The sequence below is a fragment of the Mycobacterium sp. genome (assembly GCF_002863225.1).
Taxonomy (GTDB): Bacteria; Actinomycetota; Actinomycetes; order Mycobacteriales; family Mycobacteriaceae; genus Mycobacterium.
Genome location: NZ_PKEK01000034.1, coordinates 1 through 22878 on the forward strand (window position 1 = coordinate 1; position 22878 = coordinate 22878).

Here is a 22878-nt window from a genome sequence, read left to right on the forward strand (position 1 = left end):
CGAACCAGCACCAACCCGATACGAAAGAAACACGCCTCCCGCACCAGCGACGAGACGTAACCCAACCCAGAGTGTCAAGGATCAACCGAGGCCCAAACGTCAACAATCAACCGACTCTGAACAGGGGCACAGAGCAGGAGCCACGCGTCGTAGGCAGGACGTCAGGGCTTCAATGTCACCGGCGGGCACGGCTTCGTTACACCGGGCGGATCGCACTCGAAGTAAGCGCACGCGCCGCCGGAGTTGTATTGCGTGCACGGGTCGACGTAGACCGGCGGGACACCGTCACCGAACTCCGGGCTGGCTTCTCGCTTCAGGCTGACGAGGACCGAGTCGATCGAATCGGGGTCGACGCCAGCATATTTGGCAAGAAGTGCGTTCGCTTCGACAAGCGCGTTGCGTGCGACGGCGCGCAATTCGCGGACCCGATCGAGGTCGTCGTCGGACACCTTCACCGACTCGCCTTCTCCATCTGCACACATACGCCGCTCCTTGCAATCTCTACGTTGAGTCCGACTTCACTCAATGGTCGAGGATCAGGAGGCCACCGTCAATCATTTGCCCAGGAACAGGGGCACCACGCTTCGTCAGTCCCGCACGGCGTTGAGATAGGTGATGTCGCCGAACGCCTGGGCGAGCTCGTCGTCGGCGTAGGTGAAGCCGTTGGCCGCATGCATCTCGGCGACCGCGCGGTGCGAAACCTGCCAGCCCCGGTTGGTGAGGTCTTCGATGATGTGGCTGCGCTCGTAGTGGTAGACCAGCTCGTCGAAGTCGACCTCGAAGCCCAGCTCGCGCATCCGGTCGTGGTGGCTGCGCCACCGCGGGTCCTTGAAAATCGTTGTGTCGGGCACGAATTCGGATGCCAGCTGGCTACCCGGAGCACTCAGCTCGGTGACGTTGCCGAACAACGCGTCCTGCGCCTCGGGCGGCAGATACACCACCAGACCTTCGGCGCTCCACGCCGACGGGGCCTGCGGGTCGAAGCCGGCGGCCCGCAGTGCCGCGGGCCAGTCGTCGCGCAGATCGACGGCGACAGTGCGACGCTCGACTGTCGGTTCGGCACCGAGATCCCGAAGTGTCGACGTCTTGAACTCGATGACCTCCGGCAGGTCGACCTCGTAGAGCACGGTGCCCTGCGGCCACGGCAAGCGATACGCCCGAGCGTCCAGGCCGGCGGCCAGGATCACTGCCTGCCGGACGCCGCTGCGCGTCGCGTCGACGAAGAACCTGTCGTAGAACCGGGTCCGGACCGCCATTCCCCTCGCCATCCGGGCGGGATCGAAATCGTGGCCATCGGTGACCGGGATCTCGCCGTTGACCAGACGGGTGTAGACGTCGATGCCGACCGCTCGCACCAACGGCGCGGCGAACGGGTCGTCGATCAGACCGGCGTCGGATGACAGCGCCCGCTGGGCGGCGACCATGGTTGCGGTCGCACCGACGCTCGTCGCAAGATCCCAGCTGTCGCTTTCTCTCCGTACAGACACCAGAACTCCCCTCTCGATGTACAAATAAATATAGACCAGCTATTTATTTGCTCGGCTCCCGGATGGAGGACCCGTGATGGACTTCGCGCAACGGACCATCGATCTGGCTCGGCAGAACGTCCTCGACGGCGGCCGGCCGTTCGCGACGGTGATCGTCAAGGACGGCAAGATTCTGGCCGAGAGCGCCAATCAGGTTGCGCAGAGCCATGATCCGACCGCGCATGCCGAGATCCTCGCCATCCGCGCGGCATGCGTGGCGCTCGGCACCGAGCACTTGACCGGTACCACGATCTACGTGCTGGCCCACCCCTGCCCGATGTGCCTGGGCTCGCTCTACTACTGCTCACCCGACCGGGTGGTTTTCCTGACCCAGCGCGAGCAGTACGAGCCGTACTACGTCGACGACCGCAAGTACTTCGAGCTGGCCACGTTCTACGACGAGTTCGGCAAAGACTGGCAACAGCGTCGACTGCCGATGCGCTACGACCCCCGTGACGACGCGGTGGAGGTGTACCGGTTGTGGAACGCGCGCAACGGCGGCAAGAAGCCTCAGACGTTGGGGCAGTAGTGCTTTGGATCGCCCCGCTCGTCCAGCGGGGGCAGGTTGCGGGCGGGCGTCTGGATCAGCGGGGTGTCCGCTGGGATCCGGCCACTGGCCCGGTCGAAACCGGCCCGGGCACGCGGGTGCTTGCGGTAACGGGACGGCACCGCGGCGAAAATCAGCCGGACCAGATCGCCGAATCGGCGGTGCAGCCACTCGTCGCGCCGAGACCAGCTGTAGCCCATCAGCTTTCGCACCGGAGGGTCGTAGAGGCCCACCGTCACCCAGACGAAGAACGGTGAGATCAGCTTGCGCTGCAGCGCCCACAGCGGGTTCGGAATCCATTGCGCGAAGGGCGGTTGCGGCAACTCCGTCAGGTTGAGCACCTCGCGCGCGGCGAAGTTGTTCTCCAGCACTTCGTTGCACATGTGATCCCAGTAGACCTGAAAGTCCTCCCAGCTCTTGGGGACCGGTCGCATGCTCATGCCGTAGAGCCGGTACCACTCGACGTGTTCGTCGAACAGCTGGCGCTTCTGGGCTTCGGTCAGCCCGCCGCAGAATCGCTCGGCCACGTGAAGGGTGCCGACGAAGAACGTCGAGTGCGCCCAGTAGAAGACGTCGGGATTCAGTGCGTGGTAGCGGCGCCCCTGGTCGTCGGTGCCCTTGATCTCGATGTGGTAGTCACGAACCTCGGCGCCGGTAGTGGGTGCACGGTCGCCGTCGAAGACCACCCCGCCGATCGGATACAGCGATCGGAGCAGCCGCGGCCAGCGCTCGCGGAAGAACGTCGAATGCTCTTCGACGGCGGCGCCGAGCTGCGGGTGCATGTTCTGCATCGAGCCGGCCCACGGGCCTTGCAACATCCCGCGCCAATCGCCGAAGTAGCGCCAGGTCAGCGAGTCGGGCCCGAGCGGCTGCGGCGGGGCCTCGTATCCCAATGGCGAAACTGGGCAACCCGACGCGACCGGGGACACCTCAGACGTATCTTGAGTCACTGGTTAAGTTTCCTGTATCAGTTTGCCAAAATGACTACATGCGTTGTCAATCAGCAGAGTCTAGGAGGCCCGTGCCGTCCGGTCAACGTACGCGCCGCTGGTCCGGTGTTCCGCTGGAAGATCGTCAGGCCCTTCGACGCGACGAACTCGTCGCCGCCGGTGTGCAACTGCTCGGCCGGGCGAGCGGCCCGGCAGTGACCGTGCGGGCGGTGTGCCGGCAGGCCGAGCTGACCGAGCGTTACTTCTATGAGAGCTTCGCCGAGCGCGACGAGTTCATCCGGGCCGTCTACGACGACGTCTGCACCCGGGCGATGTCGACGTTGATGTCGGCGACCACGCCGCGTGAAGCGGTCGAGCGGTTCGTCGCGCTGATGGTCGACGATCCGGTGCGCGGTCGGGTGTTACTGCTGGCCCCGGCCGTGGAGCCGGTGCTGGGGCGCTCGGGGGCGGAGTGGATGCCGAACTTCATCGACCTGCTGCAGGGCAAACTGACCCAGATCGGCGACCCAATCCGGCAGAAGATGATCGCCACCGGCCTGATCGGCGGCCTGACCGCGCTGTTCACCGCATACCTGGACGGCCGCCTGGCGGCCAGCCGAGAGCAGTTCATCGACTATTGCGTCGACATGCTGCTCAGCAGAGCGGCCGGCTGACCGGGCCAGGCCGGAGTCGCCGGGCCGACTCGCGCGACGGAACTTGAATGTCACCGACATAAACAGATATATTTACTGAAACCGACAGACACAGATAACTGGGAGGCGTCATGGCGGATCCTCAAGGCCTCGACCTGTTGCGTGAACTCGAGCCGGTCGTCGAGAAGAACATGAATCGGCACCTGAGCATGCACAAGCCGTGGAACCCGCATGACTACATCCCCTGGTCGGACGGCAAGAACTTCTACGCGCTCGGCGGCCAGGACTGGGAGCCCGGTCAATCGAAGCTGTCCGACATCGCCCAGGTCGCCATGGTGCAGAACCTGATGACCGAGGACAACCTGCCGTCGTATCACCGCGAGATCGCGATGAACTTCTCCATGGACGGCGCCTGGGGGCAATGGATCAACCGCTGGACCGCCGAGGAGAACCGCCACGGCATCGCGCTGCGCGACTACCTCGTGGTGACCCGCGCCGTCGACCCCGTCGAGCTGGAAAAGCTGCGCATGGAGGTGGTGAACCGCGGTTTCAGCCCCGGACAGAACCAGCAGATTCGCGAAGACCTGTTCGCCGCGAGCCTGTTCGACTCGATCATCTACGTGACCTTCCAGGAACTCGCGACCCGCATCTCGCACCGCAACACCGGTAAGGCCTGCAACGAGACCATCGCCGACCAACTGCTGGCCAAGATCTCGGCCGACGAGAACCTGCACATGATCTTCTACCGCGACGTTTCCGAAGCCGGGTTCGAGCTCGCGCCCAACCAGGCGATGAAGTCGTTGCACAAGGTGCTGCGCAACTTCCAGATGCCCGGCTACCAGGTGCCCGAATTTCGGCGCAAGGCCGTGATGATCGCCGTCGGCGGGGTTTACGACCCACGCATCCACCTCGACGACGTCGTGATGCCGGTGCTGAAGAAATGGCGGATCTTCGAGCGCGAGGACTTCACCGGTGAGGCCGCGATGATGCGGGACGACCTGGCGGGGTTGATCAAGGAACTCGAAGTGTCGTGCGACAAGTTCGAGGTCTCCAAGCAACGCCAGCTCGACCGCGAGGCCCGGACGGGCAAGCGGGTCACCGCCGCGGAGTTGCACCACACCGAGGGCACGCTGACCCTCAGCCGACGGTAGCCAGCCGTGCGTATCGGCCCCTTCACACTGGCCAGCCCGGTGGTGCTGGCACCGATGGCAGGCGTCACCAACGTCGCCTTCCGCACGTTGTGCCGGGAACTCGAGCAAGAACGTGTCGGCACCGTCAGCGGGCTGTACGTCTGCGAGATGGTGACCGCGCGCGCCCTCGTCGAACGCCATCCGGTCACCATGCACATGACCACGTTCTCCGCCGACGAGTCGCCCCGGTCGCTGCAGCTCTACACCGTCGACCCGGCCACCACCTACGCAGCGGTGAAGATGATCGCCGACGAAGGTCTCGCCGACCACGTCGACATGAACTTCGGCTGCCCGGTGCCCAAGGTCACCCGTCGCGGCGGCGGAGCTGCGCTGCCCTACAAGCGGCAGCTGTTCGGCCAGATCGTCAACGCCGCGGTGCGCGGCACCGAAGGCACCGACATCCCGGTGACCGTCAAGTACCGGATCGGCATCGACGACGAGCACCACACCCATCTCGAGGCGGGCAAGATCGCCGAGTCCGAGGGCGCGGCGGCCGTTGCCCTGCATGCCCGCACGGCGGCGCAGCGCTACTCGGGCACGGCCGACTGGGAGCAGATCGCCCGGCTCAAGCAACACGTCCAGTCGATTCCGGTGCTGGGCAATGGTGACATCTTCGAAGCCAACGATGCGCTGACCATGATGGCCGTGACCGGCTGCGACGGGGTCGTCATCGGTCGCGGCTGCCTCGGCCGGCCGTGGCTGTTCGCCGAGCTCTCGGCGGCCTTCACCGGGAGCGCGGCTCCGACACCGCCCAACCTGGGCCAGGTGGCTGACATCATCCGCCGGCACGGCGAGCTACTCACCGAGCACTTCGGCGAAGACAAAGGCATGCGTGACATGCGCAAACACATCGCCTGGTACCTGCACGGCTTTCCCGCCGGGTCGGACCTGCGCCGTGCGCTCGCACTGGTCAAAACCCGCGACGAACTGGATCGGCTGCTGGAACAGCTCGACGGCGACACGCCGTTCCCGACCGCGGCCGGCGGCCCGCGTGGCCGGCAGGGATCACCGGCGAAGGTGGCGCTGCCCGAGGGCTGGCTGGCAGATCGCGACGACTGTGCGGTTCCGGCCGGAGCCGACGTCATGCACTCCGGCGGCTGATCAGAGCTTCCAGCGACGATGCAGGTCGGCACGACCGGGTGCGGCAATCGGATCGTCGGGCACGCTCCCGAGATCGCGCTAACGGTGCGGTCTCTATACGATGTGGATCTTGTTGCATCTTGCGCCGATGGTCGAGTCGAGTGCCATCATCGCGGTACGGCTGTACAGGGACGACGCGACAATGAGGTCGCGGGATACGTTGCGTTGCGCACGTGAGCATCATTGTTGATTCGGAGGCCGGTAGGACATGAGTGACGGCGATTCAGCCACTCACGGCCCCGACGGCGACGACTCGAGACTTACCGGAAGTCCGCCTGGATCGCGAGCCGCCGCGCCGTGGGAGCGGTTCGGAACCGCCGCTCAGACCGCGACCATCGCGCATCGCTGGGTCGGGCCATCGGCCACGCCGACCTCCGCCGCACCGACCGAGCCGGGTAAACCCGCCCCCGACGACGACGATTCCGCCGGGAGCCACACCGAGGGTGGACTCACGGTCGCGGACCTGATCGCCAAGATCGGCGGCTCGGTCGCCGACCGTCCCCGTCACCACCACGCGGCGCCAGACGCCAACCACGTCGACCCCGAGTCCGCGCTACCCGCCGAAGCGGGTGAGGACTACGACGCCTACGAGTTGCTGAGCCCGGCGGACTACGCCGACGAGCTTCCCGACCTGGACGCCATCCGCCGCACCGCCGTGCTCGGCGACGCCGACGTCGAGCAGACCGCGGTGCTGCCGCGGACGCCGGTCGGCCTGCTGGAAGCGCCGGACACCGAGCCGGACACCGATGACGCCGTCGCTCCCGGGCGCAAGCGGCACCGGCACGGCGCGCTACTGGTCTTCGGCCGGCTGGTGGTGGCGACGGTCGCCGCGGCAGCCCTGGCCATGACCGGCGGGGCGTATCAGTGGAGCACCTCGAAGAACCACAAGCTCAACACGATCAGCGCGCTGGACATGGGCTCGCGTGACATCGTCGACCCGAACGCACAGTTCGGTGACGAAGACTTCCTGATCGTCGGCATGGACTCCCGCGCCGGGGCCAACAGCAACATGGACGTCGGCACCACCGACGATGCCGGCGGCGCGCGCTCGGACACCATCATGCTGGTCAACATCCCGGCAAACCGCAAACGCGTTGTGGCCGTGTCGTTTCCGCGTGATCTGGCCATCACCCCGATTCAGTGCGAAGCGTGGAACCCCGACACCGGTGAGTACGGCCCGCTGTATGACGCCGACACCAAGAAGTGGGGCCCCAAGAACGTCTACACCGAGACCAAGCTGAACTCGACGTTCTCCTTCGGCGGACCGAAGTGTCTGGTGAAGGAAATCCAGAAGCTGTCCGGTTTGAGCATCAACCGCTTCATCGCCGTCGACTTCGCCGGCTTCGCGAAAATGGTCGACGCCCTCGGCGGTGTCGAGGTGTGCAGCACCACGCCGCTGAAGGACTACGAGCTCGGCACCGTCCTGGCCCACTCCGGTCGTCAGCTGATCGACTCGAAAACCGCACTGAACTACGTTCGGGCCCGCAACATCACGACCGAGAACAACGGCGACTACGGCCGGATCAAACGGCAGCAGCTGTTCCTGTCGTCGTTGCTGCGGTCGCTGATCTCCAAGGAGACCTTCTTCTCGCTGAGCAAGCTCAACAGCGTCGTCAACATGTTCATCAGCAACAGCTACGTCGACAACATCCGGACCCGGGACCTTGTCCAGCTCGGCCAGTCGGTGCAGGGCATGAATGCCGGGCACGTCTCCTTCGTGACCGTGCCGACCGGCATCACCGACGAGAACGGTGACGAGCCGCCGCGCACCTCCGACATGCGGGCGCTGTTCGACTCGATCATCAACGACGACCCGCTGCCCGGCGAAAACGACATGAACGCGACGTCGAGCCCGCCGACCACGTCGACGAATACGCTGTCCTCCAAGGGGACTCAGACCGGTCAACCGGCCGGCCCGCACCCCGAGCACCTGCAGGCCATCGCCGCCGCACCGCAGAACGTCACCGTCCAGGTCTCGAACTCGACGTCTAAGTCGGGATTGGCCACCACCGCCAGCAACCAGCTGAAGCGCAAGGGATTTCGGGTCAAGTCGCCGGACGACTACTCGAACCCACTGAAGACCACCAAGGTGCTGTACTCGCCGGGAAACGAGCAAGCCGCCGCCACCGTCGCGGGCGCATTCGCGAACGCCAAAGTCGAGCGGATCACCGGAACCGGGCAGGTCATCCAGGTGGTGCTGGGCTCGGACTTCGCCACCGTCGGCACGCCTCCCCCGGCGGGTTCGCAGGTCAGTCTGCAGGTCGAACGCAACACCAGCAGCCAGTCCACCAAGCTTCCGGACGACCTGACAGTCACCAACGCCGCCGACACCCACTGCGAGTAGCGCCGCGGCCGCGATCGGCGGGCAAACCGGCATTCATCGCGAGTTCAGCTTTACTTCGCGCGGGTTCCTGCCTCTTCGTGGGTAGGGAAAGTACGCTTGTTTCATGCGCACCGCCTACCACGAGCAGCTCGCTGAGCTCTCGGAACAGCTCGGCGCGATGTGCGGACTGGCCGGCGCCGCGATGGAGCGGGCCACCCAGTCGCTGTTGCAGGCCGACCTGGTCCTCGCCGAGCAAGTCATCTCCGATCACGAAAAGATCGCCGAGCTCAGCGCCCAGGCCGAGGAGAGCGCCTTTGTGCTGCTGGCCTTGCAGGCGCCTGTCGCCGGAGATCTGCGCTCGATCGTGAGCGCCATCCAGATGGTCGCCGACATCGACCGGATGGGCGCGCTGGCTCTGCACGTCGCCAAGATCGCCCGGCGGCGTCACCCGCAGCACACGCTGCCCGAGGAAGTCAACGGCTACTTTGCTGAAATGGGCAGGCTGGCAGTCGAATTGGGCAACAGCGCGCAGGAAGTGCTGTCGTCGCGCGACCCGGAGAAGGCCGCCCGGATTCGCGAAGAGGACGACGCGATGGACGACCTGCACCGGCACTTGTTCACCGTGCTGATGGACCGGGAGTGGAAGCACGGGGTGGCCGCAGCGGTCGACGTGACGCTGCTCGGCCGCTTCTACGAGCGTTTCGCCGATCACGCCGTCGAAGTGGCGCGGCGGGTCATCTTCCAGGCGACCGGCCACTTCCCTGAGGAGACGGCCGTCGCGCAGTCCGGCTAGGTCCGAGCGGCCGAACTCCGTCTGAGCGGCCGAACTCCTACCCGAACCGGCCGGAGATGTAGTCCTCGGTGGCCTTCTGCGTCGGGTTGGAGAAGATCTTCTCGGTGTCGTCGATCTCGATCAACCGGCCCGGCTTCCCGACGGCCTCGAGGTTGAAGAATGCGGTGTGATCGCTGACCCGCGCGGCCTGCTGCATGTTGTGGGTGACGATGACGATGGTGTATTCCTGCTTCAACTCGGCGATCAGGTCCTCGATGGCCATGGTCGAGATGGGGTCCAGCGACGAACACGGCTCGTCCATCAGCAGCACATCGGGTTGCACGGCGATCGCCCGGGCGATACACAACCGTTGCTGCTGGCCGCCGGACAGCCCGCCGCCGGGGCGCTCGAGCCGATCCTTGACCTCGTCCCACAGGTTGGCGCCGCGTAGCGCGTACTCGGCGGTGTCGTCCAGCAGCTTGCGGTTGCGCACGCCCTGCAGCTTCAGCCCGGCCACCACATTGTCACGAATCGACATGGTGGGGAACGGGTTTGGGCGCTGGAAAACCATTCCGATTGCCCGCCGAACGCCCACCGGGTCGATACCGGAGCCGTAGATGTCGTCGTCGTCGAGCAGCACGGTGCCCTGCATGCGAGCGCCGGGGGTCACCTCGTGCATCCGGTTGAGCGTCCGCAGCACGGTGGTCTTGCCGCAACCAGACGGCCCGATGAACGCCGTGACACTCCTCGGCAGCACCGAGAGCGAGACGTCGGCGACGGCCTGGAACGCGCCGTAGAAGATGTTGACGTCCTTCAGGTCCAACCTCTTAGCCACTGGAGCTCCTGCCTGTCCTTTCGGATGCGAAAACGTGCGAGACGACCTTGGCCACCAGGTTAATGACGGCGATGACCAAGATCAGTGTCAGGCCCGCACCCCACAACCGATCCGTAGGAATAGGGCTGGTGCCCGCCCCGGCCGAGGTCTGGTCGTACATCATGCCGGGCAACGAGCCCATGAAGCCACCGAAAATATTGAAATTCATCGCCTGCGAGTAACCCACCAGGATCAGCAGCGGCGAGGTCTCCCCCATCACCCGGGCCAGGGCCAGCAGGATCCCGGTGACGATGCCGGACAGGCCGGCCGGCAACACGATCTTGGTGATCGTCCGCCAGTGTGGCACGCCCAGCGCGTAGCTGGCCTCGCGCAGTTCCACCGGGAAGATCTGCAACATCTCCTCGGTGGTGCGGACGATCACCGGAATCATCAGCAGCACCAGCGCCAACGACACCGCGAAGCCCGATCTCGGCAGTCCCAAAGTGGCGATGCACAGCGCGTAGATGAACAGCGCGGCGACGATCGATGGCACGCCGGTCAAGACGTCGACCATGAAAGTGGTCACCCTGCCCAGCTTGCTGCCGACGGCGTATTCGACCAGATAGATCGCGACGAAGACGCCGATCGGAATGGAGATGAGCGCACACACCAGACCTTGCAGGACCGTGCCGACGATGGCGTGGTACACGCCGCCGCCTGCCATGAAGGCGGTCATGCCGGCCTGCGAATGCGTCCACCACACCGTGGATTTCACCGCGCTGAAGCCTTTTGTCAGCACTGAATACAGCACCCAGGTCAACGGCACCAGCGCCACCCCGACCGACACCGTGGCCAACACGGTGGCGACTGCGTCGGAGAGCCGCCGACGCACACTCACACCGGTGAACGTCCGCGCCTTGAGTGGACGATCCAGGATCGACGTCATCGCGCGCTCCTGCTCGAAACAGCTTCGCGCGCCACGGCATTCACCACAAGAGTGAGCAGGAACAGCACCAGACCGGCGGCGATGTATGCGCCCGCGCGGTATTGGTTGTTGAATTCGTATGCGGTAGCGGCGATCTTGGTCGCGAAGGTGTAGCCGCCGTCGAACAAGGACCAACCGAAGGCCGCCTGGGTGCCACGCAGGATGACCAGCAGTGCCACGGTCTCACCCAGCGCCCGGCCCAGACCCAGCATCGCGCCGCTGACGTAGCCGGAGCGCCCGAACGGCAGCACCGCGGTCTTGACCACTTCCCAGCGGGTGGCGCCGAGCGCGAGTGCGGCCTCGATGTGGCCCTGCGGCGTCTTCATGAAGACCTCGCGGGTGACCGCGGTGATGATCGGCAGGATCATCACCGCCAGCACGATCCCCCCGGTGAAGATCGTTCCGCCACCGGATACCGACGCATTGCCGGTCGCGAACAGGAACACCCCACCCAGGTGAGCGTTGAGCCACATCGCCACCGGCTGCAGCCGCGGCGCCAGCACGAAAAGTCCCCAGACCCCGTAGATGATCGACGGCACCGCCGCCAGCAAGTCGACCAGGTAGGCCAGCGGCCCAGTCACCCGCCGAGGCGAGTACTGGGCGAGGAAGATCGCGATCCCCAGTGCCACCGGCATCGCCAGGGCCAAGGCGAACAGCGCCACCATCACCGTGACCTGGACCAGGTCGAAGACGCCGAACCGCATCGCTGCGGTGTTGGTGGTGTCCCAGTTGCCGCCGTAGGTGAAGAAGTTGACTCGGTCGCGCGCCAGGGCCGGCACCGCGCGCATCACCAGAAACAGCCCGATCGCCGCAACCAATGCCACGATCAAGGCGCCCGAACCCGTGGCCAGGTTGCGAAACAACGAATCGCCCCGGCTGTGTGTGACGTCGCGCCAGGTGGACGGCATCGCGGCCGACCCGCGCGGTGGCGCTGCGACGACCTCACCCGAACCAGTATCGGCGGGATTGGGCGTCGTCACTGTGTCCACTTCTCCTCGGGTGATCTGCGCCCAAGGGTAATTCGTCAGGTCAGCGGATCGCGTTGATCGCGGTGATCAGGCGTTTTTTGAACTTTTCCGGGAGCGGGATGTAGCCCGCGGTCGACAGGCCGTCTTGCGCGTCTTCGACGGCGACGGTCAGTAGGGATCTCAGCGCCGCGCTGGTTGCGGGGTCGTAGCCCTTGGAGCAGACGATCTCGTAGGTGGCCAGCACCAATGGATACGCACCCGCTTCCCGGGAGCGGTAGATCGACTTCAGGTTGAGCTCCAGGTTGTTGCCCTGCCCGGCGAAGGTGGCCCCGTCGATGGCTTTGCGGGCTGCGTCGTCGGTGAGCGCAACGGCGCCGCTGCCGTCGTTGATTTGCGCGTAGGGCACGCCGCTCTGGTCGGCGAAACCTTTCTCGACGTAGCCGATCGCGCCGACCGCGGAGTGCACGGCCTGGATGACGCCGGCTGACTTCTGCGCGCCCTCACCCACGCCGCCCTGAAACTCACTGCCGGCGTTGCGGTTCCAGCTGTTCGGTGCAGCTGCGGCCAGATACTTCTGGAAGTTGTCGGTGGTGCCCGAGGAGTCCGAGCGGTAGATGGGCGAGATCCTGATACTCGGCAATGTCGTGCCCGGATTGAGTTTCGCGATGGCGGGGTCGTCCCAGTTGGTGATCCAGCCGGTGAAGATCTTGGCCAACACGTCGGCGTTGACGACCAGCTGCTTGACGCCGTCAAGGTGGAAGACGATGGCGATGGGACCGAACACCATGGGCAGGTGCCAGGCCGGATTGCCGTTACAACGTTTGGCAGCCTCCTCGACCTGATCGCTGCTCAACGGTGAATCCGAGCCGGCGAAGTCGACGTGCCTGGCGATGAACTGTTCGCGGCCGGCACCCGATCCGGTCGGGTTGTACGCCAGCTGCTTGCCGGGGCACAGCTGCGACCAATCCATGTTGAACAGGGCAATGGCGTTTTGCTGCGCTGTGGAGCCCTCGGCGGTCAGGTCCTGCCTACCGTCGCAGTTCACCGGCCCTGACGGGGGCTTGAGACCGTGTAGGTTGCTGTCGCTGCCGCAACCGGTGGACATCATGCCCGCGACCGCGGCGGCCACTAGAGCTGCCCGCACCGCGTGGACCTTCACCCGTCTCGCTTCCTCGAAAAATTCTGTCCGCCGTCGACTTTGCCCGCGACGGCGCCGGGCCACCGGCGAAACTATGCGCCGGGCGTGGACGGCGTCCGCCGCAACGGTGAACGGACGGTGAACAGGTCAGCGTCGGGCGTACGCGGTGTCCACGCTGTACTGGGTGAACCCCAGACGTCGATAGGTCTTGAGCGCCGCGGTGTTGTCCGACTCGACGTAGAGCATCACGGTCGGTTGCGCCGCGCCGCTGAGCCGACGCGCCAGGTAGGCGATGCCGACGGCCGTCAACACACCGCCCAGTCCGCTGCCCTGTGCGGCCGGGTCCACCCCGACGACGTACACCTCGCCCAGTCCGGACTGTTCGGAGTGCACTTTCGTCCAGTGGAATCCCAGTAGCGCGTCGGTCTGCGCGCCGAAGGCGAGGAACAGTCCGTCGGGGTCAAACCAGGGCTCGGCCCGCCGTTCATCGAGGTCGGCATCGGTCCAGCCGCCCTGTTCGGGATGCGTCACGAATGCAGAGTTGTTGACGCGCAACAATTCTGCGTCGTCCGCGGCGCCGGCATAGGTGCGGATACGCACACCGTCGGGCACCGTGGGCTCGGCGATGTCGCGGAGTTCGCGACGCATCTGCACGAGTTCGCGCACCGGCGACAGATCCAACGCAGCTGCCGTCGCACGTGCGGAGTCGAGTGTGCCGTGTGCCCAGAAGCGGTTCTTGTCATCGGTTTTCGACAGCGCCGCCCGTATCAGCGCCGAGCCGATGCCGCGTCTGCGCGCATCCGGATGCACCACCAACTCCGCCATCGCGCAACCGTCGTCGGGCTGGTCGGACAGATTCAGATACCCGAGGATGCGTTCGCCGCTTTCGTCGGTGGTAAGCAGGTGGCCGCTTCGATCGTGCGGCAACTCACGCAGAACCTGCTCGCCCACCGGTGCGACAGCATCTGATTGAGTTGCGGCAGAAACGATTTCACGAATGCGACGCTGTTCGTCGGCGGTCAGCGTGGCGCGCCACTGCGGCGCTGTCACTGGCTGCGCAGCGGATCGGCCAACGACTCGTCGTCAGCGTCCGCCTCGTCACCATCGTCGGCGACGGCGTCGCCGCTTGGTGGCCGGCCACGGCTGGGACGGACCGCCTTGTAGCCCACGTTGCGGACGGTGCCGATCAGCGCTTCGTATTCGGGTCCCAGTTTGGCCCGCAACCGGCGGACGTGGACGTCGACCGTGCGAGTGCCCCCGAAGAAGTCGTAACCCCACACCTCGTGCAGCAGTTGCGCCCGGGTGAACACCCGGCCGGCATGCTGCGCCAGGTACTTCAACAGCTCGAACTCCTTGTAGGTGAGATCGAGCGGCTTGCCCCGCAGGCGAGCGGTGTAGGTGCCTTCGTCAATGACGAGCTCGCCGAGGCTGATCTTGCCGACGCCCTCCTGGTCCTCCAGGTTGCCGCGCCGGCCGATCAGCAATCGCAACCGGGCGTCGACCTCGGCCGGTCCGGTGCCGGGCAGCATGATTTCGTCCAGCCCCCAGTCGGCGTTGACGGCCACCAACCCGCCCTCGTTGACCACGACCACCACCGGGATGGATCGGCCGGTGGAACCCAACAGTCGGCACAATCCCCGTGCTGCGGGCAGGTCGTGGCGCGCGTCGACGATCAGGATGTCGGCGCTGCCGGCCTCCAACAGCGACGAGACGTCGGGCGGCGCGGTACGCAGGGTGTGGGCGAGCAGCGACAAGGACGGCAGGACCACATCCGGATTGGGTTCAGGAGTCAGCAGTAGCAGGTCCAAGCAAGCCCAGCTTTCGTGGGAAAGGCGTCTCACAAAGTTCACGGCGAGATACGAAGTTTAACGGCCAGGACACTAAACGATAGCTTGCAACCTGGTCTTTCGCGCGGTGACGATGCCGACCGGGACGGTCGGAGGAGGAACCGCGCCACCCGAACCAGCGCGGTGACGATGCGGACCGGGACGGTCGGAGGAGGAACCGCGCCACCCGAACCAGCGCGGTGACGATGCGGACCGGGACGGTCCGAGGAGGAACCGCGCCACACAACCGAGCGCGGTGACGATGCGGACCGGGACGGTCCGAGGAGGAACCGCGCCACACAACCGAGCGCGGTGACGATGCGGACCGGGACGGTCCGAGGTGGGGGTCCCCCCAGCCGCGCAGCGGCGAGGGGGCGAACCGCGCCACACAACCAAGCGCGGTGACGATGCGGACCGGGACGCGGACCGGGACACCGACGATGCGCACCCGAACTCGGTGGTAGGCCACAATATGCGGATGCGGAAGGCACTGGTCGGCGTGGCGGCGGTGCTGTCGGCTGTGCTGGCTGTGCTGCTGACGGCCGTCGGCGCCGACTTCGGGACCAGCATCTACGCCGAGTACCGGCTGGCGCGCGCGGTCCGGGAAACCGCCCACCTCGGCTTCGACCCGTTCGTGGCGATCATCGCGTTTCCCCTCATCCCTCAGGCATTGCGGCATCGCTACGAAGACGTCGAGATCAAGGCAACCGCGGTCGATCGGCCGGTGATCGGCAAGGCCACTCTCGAGGCCACCATGCACTCCGTCGACCTGACCGATTCGTCATGGCTGTTCAGGCCGTACGCCAAGCTGCCGGTCGGCAAGCTGGAGAGCCGCATCATCATCGGCTCCCGATACCTCGGCCAATTCCTCGGCATGCGCGACCTCATCGTCGAGGCCCCCTCCAAAGACACCAACAACGCCACCGGCGGCACCACCGAATCCGGCATCTCCGGCAGCCATGACCTGGTCTTCACCGGCACGCCGCGAGCGGCCCATTTCGACAAGCGGGTCAGTGTCGCCGTCGATCTCGCAATGGCCGGCGACGACCAGACGACGCTGGTATTCGCTCCCACCCGCGTGCTCACCGGGCCCAACACCGCCGACCAACCCGTCCCCGACGACAAGCGGGACGCCGTACTGGCCGCATTCGCCGGGCGGTTGTCCGACCAGCGACTGCCGTTCGGGGTGAAGCCGACCACCCAGGGCGCCCGCGGATCTGACGTGATCGTCGAGGGCATCACGACGGGATTAACGATCACTCTCGACGGGTTCAACAGGGCATGACATCGGCTGTGGTGGCAGTTTCGGCGGCGCTGCTGGCAGCGGCGCTCATCGGCTGGCTGATGACTCGCCGAGCCGGCCGCGTCCAGGCAACCGATCCGACGGCTTCGGACGATCTCGACACCTCCGACCTGGGTTTGTCCGCCGACGGGCCGACCGTCGTGCATTTCAGCGCATCGTGGTGTGGACCGTGTGGTCACGTTCGCCGTGTGGTCGATCAGGTGTGCGCGGACCTCGACCGGGTGGCCCACGTCGAGATCGATATGGACGCCAATCCCGGCGCGGCACGCCGTCTTTCGGTGCTGTCGCTACCGACCACCTTCATCTTCGACGCCGACGGCAAGCAGCGTTACCGGACGTCGGGGGTGCCCAAAGCCGATGACCTGCGCTCGGCGCTGACACCGCTATTGGCCCCATGACGTCGCCATTGGGTAAGCTGCTGGACGTGTCCGCCCGCCTCGAGCTCATGCTCACCAGTCGCCGCGCAGTTGATTTGTGCCGCGTCGCGGGCTGCTGCTGTTGTTGTAGCTGCTGAGTAGCCGCGCCTTTCGCGCCGCGCTCGGAGCAGCCAGAATCCCCGTGGCGCGCGCCGCCACAAAGTCGTGCATAGAGCAGTTCAGGAGCTTCCGTCATGTCGAACACCAAGACCCCCGATCAGGTGGACGTCCGAGGGCCGCGCTTCGCGGCGTGGATCACCACCGCGGTGCTGGTCATCACCCTGCTGGTGTCCGGGATCAACCCCCTGGCCGCCGCCATCATCCTGGGTCTGCAGAGCGTCGTCTTCGCGATCGGCGCGATCGGCGGGCCGCGCCGGCACCCCTACGGCCTGGTCTTCGCAAAGCTGGTCGCTCCTCGGCTGAGCCCGGTTCGCGAGCGCGAGCCTGTCGCCCCGCTGAAGTTCGCTCAGCTGGTCGGGCTGATCTTCTCCGCCCCGGCCTCGATCGGATTTGCCACCGGCGCTTCACTGTTCGGCGTCGTGCTCACCGGGGCGGCCCTGGTCGCCGCCTTCCTCAATGCGGCCTTCGCCATCTGCCTGGGCTGCCAGCTCTACCCGCTCGTGGCGCGCCTCAGGCCGGCCCACAGCACTTCCTAGCGATCGAAAGGATCCCCCATATGGCACGCTCCGACGTCCTGGTCTCCACCGACTGGGCCCAGAGCAATCTCGATGCCGATCACGTCGTCTTCGTCGAGGTCGACGAGGACACCAGCGCCTACGACGACGGTCACATCGCCGGTGCGGTCAAGCTGGACTGGCGCACCGACCTGCAGGACCCCGTCCGGCGCGACTTCGTCGACGCCGAGCAGTTCTCCAAGCTGCTCAGCGATCGCGGTATCGCCAACGGCGACACCGTCGTTCTCTACGGCGGCAACAACAACTGGTTCGCCGCCTACGCGTACTGGTACTTCAAGCTGTACGGCCACGAGGACGTCAAGCTGCTCGACGGCGGCCGCAAGAAGTGGACGCTCGACGGCCGCGAGTTTTCCACCGACACGGTGAACCGGCCCGCCACCAGCTACACCGCCAAAGCCGCGGACAACTCGATCCGCGCGTTCCGCGACGAGGTGCTGGCCGCGATCAGCGAGAAGAACCTGGTCGACGTGCGTTCACCCGACGAGTTCTCCGGCAAGATCCTGGCCCCGGCTCACCTGCCCCAGGAGCAGAGCCAACGGCCCGGCCACATCCCGACCGCGATCAACGTGCCGTGGAGCAAAGCCGCGAACGACGACGGCACCTTCAAGTCCGACGACGAGCTGGCCAAGATCTACGCCGACGCCGGACTCGATGGGTCGAAGGAGACGATTGCCTACTGTCGGATCGGGGAACGTTCGTCGCACACCTGGTTTGTCTTGCAGGAATTACTGGGCCACAAGAACGTCAAGAACTACGACGGCAGTTGGACCGAATACGGCTCCCTGGTTGGGGCCCCGATCGAATTGGGAAGCTGATTATGTGCTCTGCGCCGAAGCAAGGACAGACTCTGCCGGCCAGCGTCGACCTGGAGAAGGAAACAGTCATCACCGGCCGTGTGGTGGACGGCTCCGGCCAGGCCGTAGGCGGTTCGTTCGTGCGACTGCTGGATTCCTCCGGTGAGTTCACCGCCGAGGTCGTCGCATCGGCGACCGGTGACTTCCGGTTCTTCGCGGCGCCGGGGTCGTGGACGTTGCGCGCGCTGTCGGCCGCGGGTAACGGCGACGCGATCATCGAGCCGAAGGGCGCCGGCATCCACGAGGTCGACGTCAAGATCGCCTGACCGCATCGCCGAACTAGAATCGTCACTGTGGTTCTGTTCTTCGAGATCTTGCTCGTCGCGGCCGTCGTGTTCATCTCGTGGTTCGCGCTGTACACGCTGTACCGGCTGATCACCGACGAGTCGTGAGCAGCCCCGAGACCGACGACGGCGGCCCCGACGGCGGTTCCGCCCCCATTCCCGGTTCTGCGGACCGCGCGGTAGCGGCGGCGGCCGAACGCGCGAAGGCGACAGCCACCCGCAACATCTCGGGCTTCGACGATCTGCCGGTTCCGGCGGACACCGCGAATCTGCGCGAGGGCGCCAACCTGAACGACGCGCTGCTGGCGCTGCTCCCGCTCGTCGGGGTGTGGCGGGGCGAGGGTGAAGGTCGGGGCGCCGACGGCGACTACCGGTTCGGGCAGCAGATCGTGGTTTCCCACGACGGCGGTGAATATCTGAACTGGGAATCGCGATCGTGGCGGATCGGCGAGACCGGCGAATACGAGGCGCCGGATCTGCGTGAAACCGGGTATTGGCGCTTCGTCAACGAGCCCGACGACCCGTCGGAGTCACAGGCCATCGAATTGCTACTGGCACACTCCGCCGGCTACGTCGAGCTGTTCTACGGCCGTCCGCTCAACCAGTCGTCGTGGGAGCTGGCCACCGACGCGTTGGCCCGGAGCCGGTCGGGAGTGCTGGTCGGTGGGGCCAAACGGCTCTACGGCATCGTCGAAGGCGGCGACCTGGCTTATGTCGAGGAGCGGGTGGACGCCGACGGCGGATTGATTCCGCATCTGTCCGCGCGGCTGTCGCGGTTTATCGGCTGATCTGATACCGGTTGATGCCCAACAGGTTTGCGGGCTGACCCTCGAAATGGGCAGCCCCCGAGCCGTAGTTCCAGTTGGACAGACCGGAGGCTCGGGGGCTGGGTGACTGCGGGGAATTCGCCAGCGCGCGCAGGTGAATCCACGCCTGGTGCTGCTAGCGGGCAGCCACCTCACAAGTCCAATAAGCTATCAAATTCTCGGACCACCTCCTCTCCTGTGTACTGGCGAAGGTACCCGCTGCGGGCCAGTCCGACAACTGATTTCAGCGATCGCTGACGATCGCGGCGTCCACCAACTCGGTGAATTCAGCTGTCAGCGGAGCGCGCGGGAGCGGCTGTCCGTCGAGCGTGTGCACGCGGGCGGCCAGAGTCATGCTCGATACCAGCCAAATTCCTTGCGCGGCATGCAGATCAGCGACACGAAGTGCCCGGTAGTCGCAGTCGTAACCGTTGGCCCGGGCGACACCGAACAACGCCTGTTGGGTGGTGCCGCGCAGGATGGGATACCAGGGCGGCGGCGTCAGCAGGCACACGTTGCCGTCGTCACCGGGGGTGGCGATCACGACGGTCGAGCGTGGGCCTTCCAGGATGTAGCCGTCCGAGCTGACGAAGATGACGTCGCCGGCGCCGTGGCGGTCGGCATGTCGCAGGGCGGCCATGTTGATCGCATAGGACAGCGTTTTGGCGCCGGCCACCAGCCATGGCATGTGCTCGACGCCGGCCGACGGCAGTTCGCGCGGCAAGGTGATCGCGGCGATGCCGTCGCGGCGGGTCGCAGCGATGCGGGCGGCGACCGGATTGACGGTGACGTATGCGGTCGGCGACGAGCCGCGCTCACGCCCGCGGCTGTAGACCAGCCGCATCGCCGCCTCATCGGCGGTGTCGTCGACCCAGCGCCGCGTTGCCACATCGATCGCGTGCCGCCACGCCGCCAGGTCAGGCTCGGGCAACTCGAGCAGCTTGGCCGAGTGGACCAACCGGCCAAGGTGCGCCTCGACCAGGCAGGCACGGCCGTCGCGGATCAGCAGTGTCTCGAAGACGCCGTCGCCGCGGACTGCCGCGAGGTCGTCGGCGAACAGCAGCGGCGCCCCCGGCGGGTGCAGCTCGCCGTCGAGGGTGACGACGACACCGGGGTGGCCAGTCATGGACGAAAAGAGTAGTCCGTGGACCCGTAGAGTTGACATGTGTCCGCAGTTCCCGCACCCGAATCCGGTCCCGACGCCGGCGCGATCTGGCACTACGGCGACCCGCTCGGCGAGCAACGGTCGGCCGAGACCGGCGCCGTCGTGGTCGATCGGTCACACCGCGGCGTCCTCACGCTGAGCGGCGCCGACCGCAAGAGCTGGCTGCACAGCATTTCCACGCAGCACGTCAGCGAGCTGCCCGACGGCGCCACCACCCAGAACCTCAGCCTGGACGGGCAGGGCCGGATCGAAGACCACTGGATCCAGACCGAGCTCGACGGTGTCACCTACCTCGACACCGAGCCGTGGCGTGCCGACCCGCTGCTCGCGTACCTGAGCAAGATGGTGTTCTGGGCCCAGGTGACGCCGGCCACCGCCGACCTGGCGGTGCTGTCGCTGCTGGGCCCACAACTCGACGACCCGGCAGTGCTCGACGCGCTCGGCGTGGACGCGCTGCCCACCGAATCGACCGCGATGCCGTTGCGCGGCGGCGGTTTTGCGCGTCGCATGCGGGCAGCCGGCCAGGGCCAGATCGAGCTCGACGTCCTCGTGGACCGCGCGCAGTCCCAGGACGTGCGCCGCCGGCTGACCGATGCCGGGGTGCGCCCGGCCGGGGTGTGGGCCTACGAAGCCCTTCGGGTCGCGGCGGTGCGCCCGCGGCTCGGCGTCGACACCGACGAGCGCACCATCCCGCACGAGGTGGGCTGGATCGGCGGTGCGGTGCACCTGGACAAAGGCTGCTATCGCGGCCAGGAGACCGTTGCCCGGGTGCACAACCTGGGCAAACCGCCGCGGATGCTGGTGCTGCTGCACCTGGACGGGTCGGTCGACCGACCGGCTACCGGCGATCCGGTGCTGGCCGGCGGCCGATCGGTGGGTCGACTCGGGACGGTTGCCGACCACGTCGATTACGGGCCGGTGGCGCTGGCTTTGGTGAAACGTGGGATACCGGCCGACACCGCGCTGAGCACCGGCGGCGACGCGGCCGTCGCTGCGATGATCGACGCCGGTTCGCTTCCGACCGTTGACGGGCCGGGCGCCGGTCGGGTGGCCGTCGAGCGGTTGCGCGGAACGGTCCGATGACGTTGTTTGCCGGGTGCGGGGCGCAACAGCACGCAGCCAGCGGGCACGGTAGACTCTCGACAGGACAATAAAGACAAGTGATCGGAGCCGCCTTCTTGTTGGGCCGCTCCGTTATTGCGTAAGGGGGCTCCCCCAATGGGCCGTGGCCGGGCTAAGGCGAAGCAGACCAAGGTCGCTCGAGACCTTAAATACAGCTCACCGCAGACCGATTTCGATCGGCTTCGGCAGGAGCTGTCTGGGTCGGGCGATCAGGACGCTGACCAGTCGGAGGGCGACGACCCCTGGGTTGACGAGCGCCACTGAGGCATCCCGCGGCCGGCCCCGACCGCGAGCCGTCGTCTAGAACCTTGGGTGCTGCCCGACCAATTTGGCCCGGGGACCGCCTTTTCCACCTTTGTTGATCGTGCCCAGGACCCAGCTGTTCAGGTGCCGGGCCGTCAAAATGGCCAGCGCGCGATCGGTGTCCTCCGGTGCGACGACCGCGATCATGCCGACACCCATGTTGAAGGTCTTCTCCATCTCGCTACGCGAGACGCGGCCGCGCTGGGCGATCATCGCGAACACCGGCGCCGGCGTCCAGGTGCCGCGATCCACCTCGGCGAGCAGGCCGTTGGGGATCACGCGCTCCAGATTGCCGGCCAGCCCGCCACCGGTGACGTGGCAGAACGTGCGGACCTGCGTCTCGGCGGACAGCGCGAGGCAGTCCTTGGCGTAGATGATGGTCGGCTCCAGCAGCTCCTCGCCCAGCGTGCGGCCGAACTCCTCGACGTAACCTTCCAGGTTGCCCCGGTCGATCTCCAGCAAGACCTTGCGGGCCAGCGAGTAACCGTTGGAGTGCAGGCCGGACGATCCCATCGCGATCAGCACGTCGCCGGGCTTGACCCGTTCGGGCCCCAGCACGTCCTCTGCTTCGACCACGCCGACGCCGGTGGCCGAGATGTCGTAGTGGTCCGGCTCGATCAGACCGGGGTGCTCGGCGGTTTCGCCTCCCAGGAGGGCGCAGCCCGCTCGCACGCATCCCTCGGCGATGCCGCCGACGATCGCGTTGAGCCGCTCGGGCACGATGCGGCCGAGCGCGATGTAGTCGAGCAGGAACAACGGCTCGGCGCCGCAGACCACCAGGTCGTCGACCACCATCGCCACCAGGTCCAGGCCGACGGTGTCGTGTTTGTCCATCGCCTGGGCCACGGCCAACTTGGTGCCGACCCCGTCGGTGGACGCGGCCAGCAGTGGCTCGCGGTAGTCGCCGCGTAACGCGAACAGCCCGGCGAAGCCGCCGAGCTTGCCGATCACCTCGGGACGGGTGGCTTTGGACGCCAACGGCTTGAACAACTCGACGGCGCGGTCACCGGCTTCGATGTCGACTCCGGCCGATGCATAAGTAGCGCCCGGCGTGGCCGGGTCTTTTCCGCGGGCGGTCATCGCGCTAAAGGCTACCGGTCGACGACCGTCGCGGGTATC

General features: G+C 66.4%; 26 protein-coding genes. 15 read left to right on the forward strand and 11 right to left on the reverse strand.

The window, feature by feature from the left end; genetic code table 11:
• Window positions 1-161: 161 nt before the first annotated feature.
• Window positions 162-482, reverse strand: a complete 321-nt coding sequence (locus CYU59_RS07785) for a hypothetical protein (protein WP_292981295.1) — start codon at window positions 480-482, stop codon at window positions 162-164.
• 105 nt (window positions 483-587) lie between these two features.
• Window positions 588-1424 carry a class I SAM-dependent methyltransferase gene (locus CYU59_RS07790; RefSeq protein ID WP_292981507.1) on the reverse strand — a complete coding sequence of 279 codons (837 nt, stop codon included), beginning with the start codon at window positions 1422-1424 and terminating at the stop codon, window positions 588-590.
• A 139-nt stretch (window positions 1425-1563) separates the two neighbouring features.
• On the opposite strand from CYU59_RS07790, the gene CYU59_RS07795 reads away from it, so the two are divergent.
• Window positions 1564-2055 (forward strand): nucleoside deaminase, encoded by a 492-nt coding sequence (locus tag CYU59_RS07795; RefSeq protein WP_292981297.1) that lies wholly within the window; start codon window positions 1564-1566, stop codon window positions 2053-2055.
• Here the strand turns inward: CYU59_RS07795 and CYU59_RS07800 are convergent.
• On the reverse strand, window positions 2037-3023 hold the full coding sequence (locus CYU59_RS07800) for an oxygenase MpaB family protein (protein WP_292981299.1): 987 nt from the start codon (window positions 3021-3023) through the stop codon (window positions 2037-2039). The genes CYU59_RS07795 and CYU59_RS07800 overlap by 19 nt on opposite strands.
• Before the next feature lie 71 nt (window positions 3024-3094).
• On the opposite strand from CYU59_RS07800, the gene CYU59_RS07805 reads away from it, so the two are divergent.
• The 5 genes from CYU59_RS07805 (at window position 3095) to phoU (ending at window position 9101) form a co-directional block, all read left to right on the forward strand.
• On the forward strand, window positions 3095-3676 hold the full coding sequence (locus tag CYU59_RS07805; protein ID WP_292981301.1) for a TetR/AcrR family transcriptional regulator: 582 nt from the start codon (window positions 3095-3097) through the stop codon (window positions 3674-3676).
• A 110-nt stretch (window positions 3677-3786) separates the two neighbouring features.
• Window positions 3787-4806, forward strand: coding sequence for an acyl-ACP desaturase (locus tag CYU59_RS07810; protein WP_292981303.1), 1020 nt, complete (start codon window positions 3787-3789; stop codon window positions 4804-4806).
• A 6-nt stretch (window positions 4807-4812) separates the two neighbouring features.
• Complete coding sequence (dusB, locus tag CYU59_RS07815) at window positions 4813-5946, forward strand: tRNA dihydrouridine synthase DusB (protein WP_292981306.1); 1134 nt, start codon at window positions 4813-4815, stop codon at window positions 5944-5946.
• 247 nt (window positions 5947-6193) lie between these two features.
• Window positions 6194-8329 carry an LCP family protein gene (locus CYU59_RS07820; protein ID WP_292981309.1) on the forward strand — a complete coding sequence of 712 codons (2136 nt, stop codon included), beginning with the start codon at window positions 6194-6196 and terminating at the stop codon, window positions 8327-8329.
• Window positions 8330-8432: 103 nt separating this feature from the next.
• The gene (gene phoU, locus CYU59_RS07825) at window positions 8433-9101 is read left to right on the forward strand and encodes a phosphate signaling complex protein PhoU (protein ID WP_292981311.1); all 669 of its coding nucleotides are present in this window, start codon (window positions 8433-8435) and stop codon (window positions 9099-9101) included.
• Between the two features lie 37 nt (window positions 9102-9138).
• Here the strand turns inward: phoU and pstB are convergent, their stop codons facing one another.
• From pstB to CYU59_RS07855, 6 genes are all read right to left on the reverse strand, one after another.
• Window positions 9139-9915 (reverse strand): phosphate ABC transporter ATP-binding protein PstB, encoded by a 777-nt coding sequence (gene pstB / locus CYU59_RS07830; RefSeq protein ID WP_292981314.1) that lies wholly within the window; start codon window positions 9913-9915, stop codon window positions 9139-9141.
• The gene (pstA, locus tag CYU59_RS07835) at window positions 9908-10840 is read right to left on the reverse strand and encodes a phosphate ABC transporter permease PstA (protein ID WP_292981317.1); all 933 of its coding nucleotides are present in this window, start codon (window positions 10838-10840) and stop codon (window positions 9908-9910) included. The genes pstB and pstA overlap by 8 nt, the downstream gene beginning before the upstream one ends.
• Window positions 10837-11859, reverse strand: coding sequence for a phosphate ABC transporter permease subunit PstC (pstC, locus tag CYU59_RS07840; protein WP_292981320.1), 1023 nt, complete (start codon window positions 11857-11859; stop codon window positions 10837-10839). Before pstC ends, pstA begins: the two co-directional genes overlap by 4 nt.
• Before the next feature lie 49 nt (window positions 11860-11908).
• Window positions 11909-12955 carry a phosphate ABC transporter substrate-binding protein PstS gene (gene pstS, locus CYU59_RS07845; RefSeq protein WP_292981509.1) on the reverse strand — a complete coding sequence of 349 codons (1047 nt, stop codon included), beginning with the start codon at window positions 12953-12955 and terminating at the stop codon, window positions 11909-11911.
• Between the two features lie 177 nt (window positions 12956-13132).
• Window positions 13133-14035, reverse strand: a complete 903-nt coding sequence (mshD, locus tag CYU59_RS07850) for a mycothiol synthase (RefSeq protein WP_292981323.1) — start codon at window positions 14033-14035, stop codon at window positions 13133-13135.
• Window positions 14032-14793 carry a response regulator transcription factor gene (locus CYU59_RS07855; protein WP_292981326.1) on the reverse strand — a complete coding sequence of 254 codons (762 nt, stop codon included), beginning with the start codon at window positions 14791-14793 and terminating at the stop codon, window positions 14032-14034. Before CYU59_RS07855 ends, mshD begins: the two co-directional genes overlap by 4 nt.
• A gap of 490 nt (window positions 14794-15283) precedes the next feature.
• Between CYU59_RS07855 and lmeA the strand changes: the two genes are divergently transcribed.
• From lmeA to CYU59_RS07885, 7 genes are all read left to right on the forward strand, one after another.
• Window positions 15284-16096: a mannan chain length control protein LmeA gene (gene lmeA / locus CYU59_RS07860; protein ID WP_292981329.1), complete on the forward strand. Its 813-nt coding sequence runs from the start codon at window positions 15284-15286 to the stop codon at window positions 16094-16096.
• Window positions 16093-16512, forward strand: a complete 420-nt coding sequence (locus CYU59_RS07865) for a thioredoxin family protein (protein WP_292981333.1) — start codon at window positions 16093-16095, stop codon at window positions 16510-16512. The genes lmeA and CYU59_RS07865 overlap by 4 nt, the downstream gene beginning before the upstream one ends.
• Window positions 16509-16628, forward strand: a complete 120-nt coding sequence (locus tag CYU59_RS28975; RefSeq protein ID WP_363114123.1) for an Ms5788A family Cys-rich leader peptide — start codon at window positions 16509-16511, stop codon at window positions 16626-16628. The genes CYU59_RS07865 and CYU59_RS28975 overlap by 4 nt, the downstream gene beginning before the upstream one ends.
• A 96-nt stretch (window positions 16629-16724) precedes the next feature.
• Complete coding sequence (locus CYU59_RS07870; protein ID WP_292981336.1) at window positions 16725-17186, forward strand: DUF4395 domain-containing protein; 462 nt, start codon at window positions 16725-16727, stop codon at window positions 17184-17186.
• 20 nt (window positions 17187-17206) lie between these two features.
• The gene (locus CYU59_RS07875; RefSeq protein ID WP_292981338.1) at window positions 17207-18040 is read left to right on the forward strand and encodes a sulfurtransferase; all 834 of its coding nucleotides are present in this window, start codon (window positions 17207-17209) and stop codon (window positions 18038-18040) included.
• Between the two features lie 2 nt (window positions 18041-18042).
• The gene (locus tag CYU59_RS07880; RefSeq protein ID WP_292981341.1) at window positions 18043-18345 is read left to right on the forward strand and encodes a DUF1416 domain-containing protein; all 303 of its coding nucleotides are present in this window, start codon (window positions 18043-18045) and stop codon (window positions 18343-18345) included.
• A 122-nt stretch (window positions 18346-18467) separates the two neighbouring features.
• Window positions 18468-19151 (forward strand): FABP family protein, encoded by a 684-nt coding sequence (locus tag CYU59_RS07885; RefSeq protein WP_292981344.1) that lies wholly within the window; start codon window positions 18468-18470, stop codon window positions 19149-19151.
• A 262-nt stretch (window positions 19152-19413) separates the two neighbouring features.
• Here the strand turns inward: CYU59_RS07885 and CYU59_RS07890 are convergent, their stop codons facing one another.
• Entirely contained in the window at window positions 19414-20295 is an 882-nt protein-coding gene (locus tag CYU59_RS07890) for an aminodeoxychorismate lyase (RefSeq protein WP_292981347.1), read from the reverse strand.
• A 39-nt stretch (window positions 20296-20334) separates the two neighbouring features.
• Between CYU59_RS07890 and CYU59_RS07895 the strand changes: the two genes are divergently transcribed.
• Window positions 20335-21417, forward strand: a complete 1083-nt coding sequence (locus CYU59_RS07895; RefSeq protein WP_292981350.1) for a folate-binding protein YgfZ — start codon at window positions 20335-20337, stop codon at window positions 21415-21417.
• Between the two features lie 135 nt (window positions 21418-21552).
• Window positions 21553-21720 (forward strand): DUF3073 domain-containing protein, encoded by a 168-nt coding sequence (locus CYU59_RS07900; RefSeq protein ID WP_292981353.1) that lies wholly within the window; start codon window positions 21553-21555, stop codon window positions 21718-21720.
• A 36-nt stretch (window positions 21721-21756) separates the two neighbouring features.
• On the opposite strand, the gene purM is transcribed toward CYU59_RS07900, so the two are convergent.
• Entirely contained in the window at window positions 21757-22839 is a 1083-nt protein-coding gene (gene purM, locus CYU59_RS07905; RefSeq protein WP_292981356.1) for a phosphoribosylformylglycinamidine cyclo-ligase, read from the reverse strand.
• Between the last annotated feature and the right edge of the window lie 39 nt (window positions 22840-22878).

Coding starts and splice junctions, on each gene's coding strand:
- CYU59_RS07900 (WP_292981353.1), top strand. CDS start 21,553: ATGGGCCGTGGCCGGGCTAAGGCGAAGCAGACCAAGGTCGCTCGAGAC.
- CYU59_RS07790 (WP_292981507.1), bottom strand. CDS start 1,424: ATGGTCGCCGCCCAGCGGGCGCTGTCATCCGACGCCGGTCTGATCGAC.
- CYU59_RS07820 (WP_292981309.1), top strand. CDS start 6,194: ATGAGTGACGGCGATTCAGCCACTCACGGCCCCGACGGCGACGACTCG.
- phoU (WP_292981311.1), top strand. CDS start 8,433: ATGCGCACCGCCTACCACGAGCAGCTCGCTGAGCTCTCGGAACAGCTC.
- CYU59_RS28975 (WP_363114123.1), top strand. CDS start 16,509: ATGACGTCGCCATTGGGTAAGCTGCTGGACGTGTCCGCCCGCCTCGAG.
- CYU59_RS07875 (WP_292981338.1), top strand. CDS start 17,207: ATGGCACGCTCCGACGTCCTGGTCTCCACCGACTGGGCCCAGAGCAAT.
- CYU59_RS07890 (WP_292981347.1), bottom strand. CDS start 20,295: ATGACTGGCCACCCCGGTGTCGTCGTCACCCTCGACGGCGAGCTGCAC.
- CYU59_RS07870 (WP_292981336.1), top strand. CDS start 16,725: ATGTCGAACACCAAGACCCCCGATCAGGTGGACGTCCGAGGGCCGCGC.
- CYU59_RS07810 (WP_292981303.1), top strand. CDS start 3,787: ATGGCGGATCCTCAAGGCCTCGACCTGTTGCGTGAACTCGAGCCGGTC.
- CYU59_RS07865 (WP_292981333.1), top strand. CDS start 16,093: ATGACATCGGCTGTGGTGGCAGTTTCGGCGGCGCTGCTGGCAGCGGCG.
- CYU59_RS07785 (WP_292981295.1), bottom strand. CDS start 482: ATGTGTGCAGATGGAGAAGGCGAGTCGGTGAAGGTGTCCGACGACGAC.
- lmeA (WP_292981329.1), top strand. CDS start 15,284: ATGCGGATGCGGAAGGCACTGGTCGGCGTGGCGGCGGTGCTGTCGGCT.
- pstS (WP_292981509.1), bottom strand. CDS start 12,955: ATGATGTCCACCGGTTGCGGCAGCGACAGCAACCTACACGGTCTCAAG.
- pstA (WP_292981317.1), bottom strand. CDS start 10,840: ATGACGTCGATCCTGGATCGTCCACTCAAGGCGCGGACGTTCACCGGT.
- CYU59_RS07880 (WP_292981341.1), top strand. CDS start 18,043: ATGTGCTCTGCGCCGAAGCAAGGACAGACTCTGCCGGCCAGCGTCGAC.
- CYU59_RS07795 (WP_292981297.1), top strand. CDS start 1,564: ATGGACTTCGCGCAACGGACCATCGATCTGGCTCGGCAGAACGTCCTC.
- purM (WP_292981356.1), bottom strand. CDS start 22,839: ATGACCGCCCGCGGAAAAGACCCGGCCACGCCGGGCGCTACTTATGCA.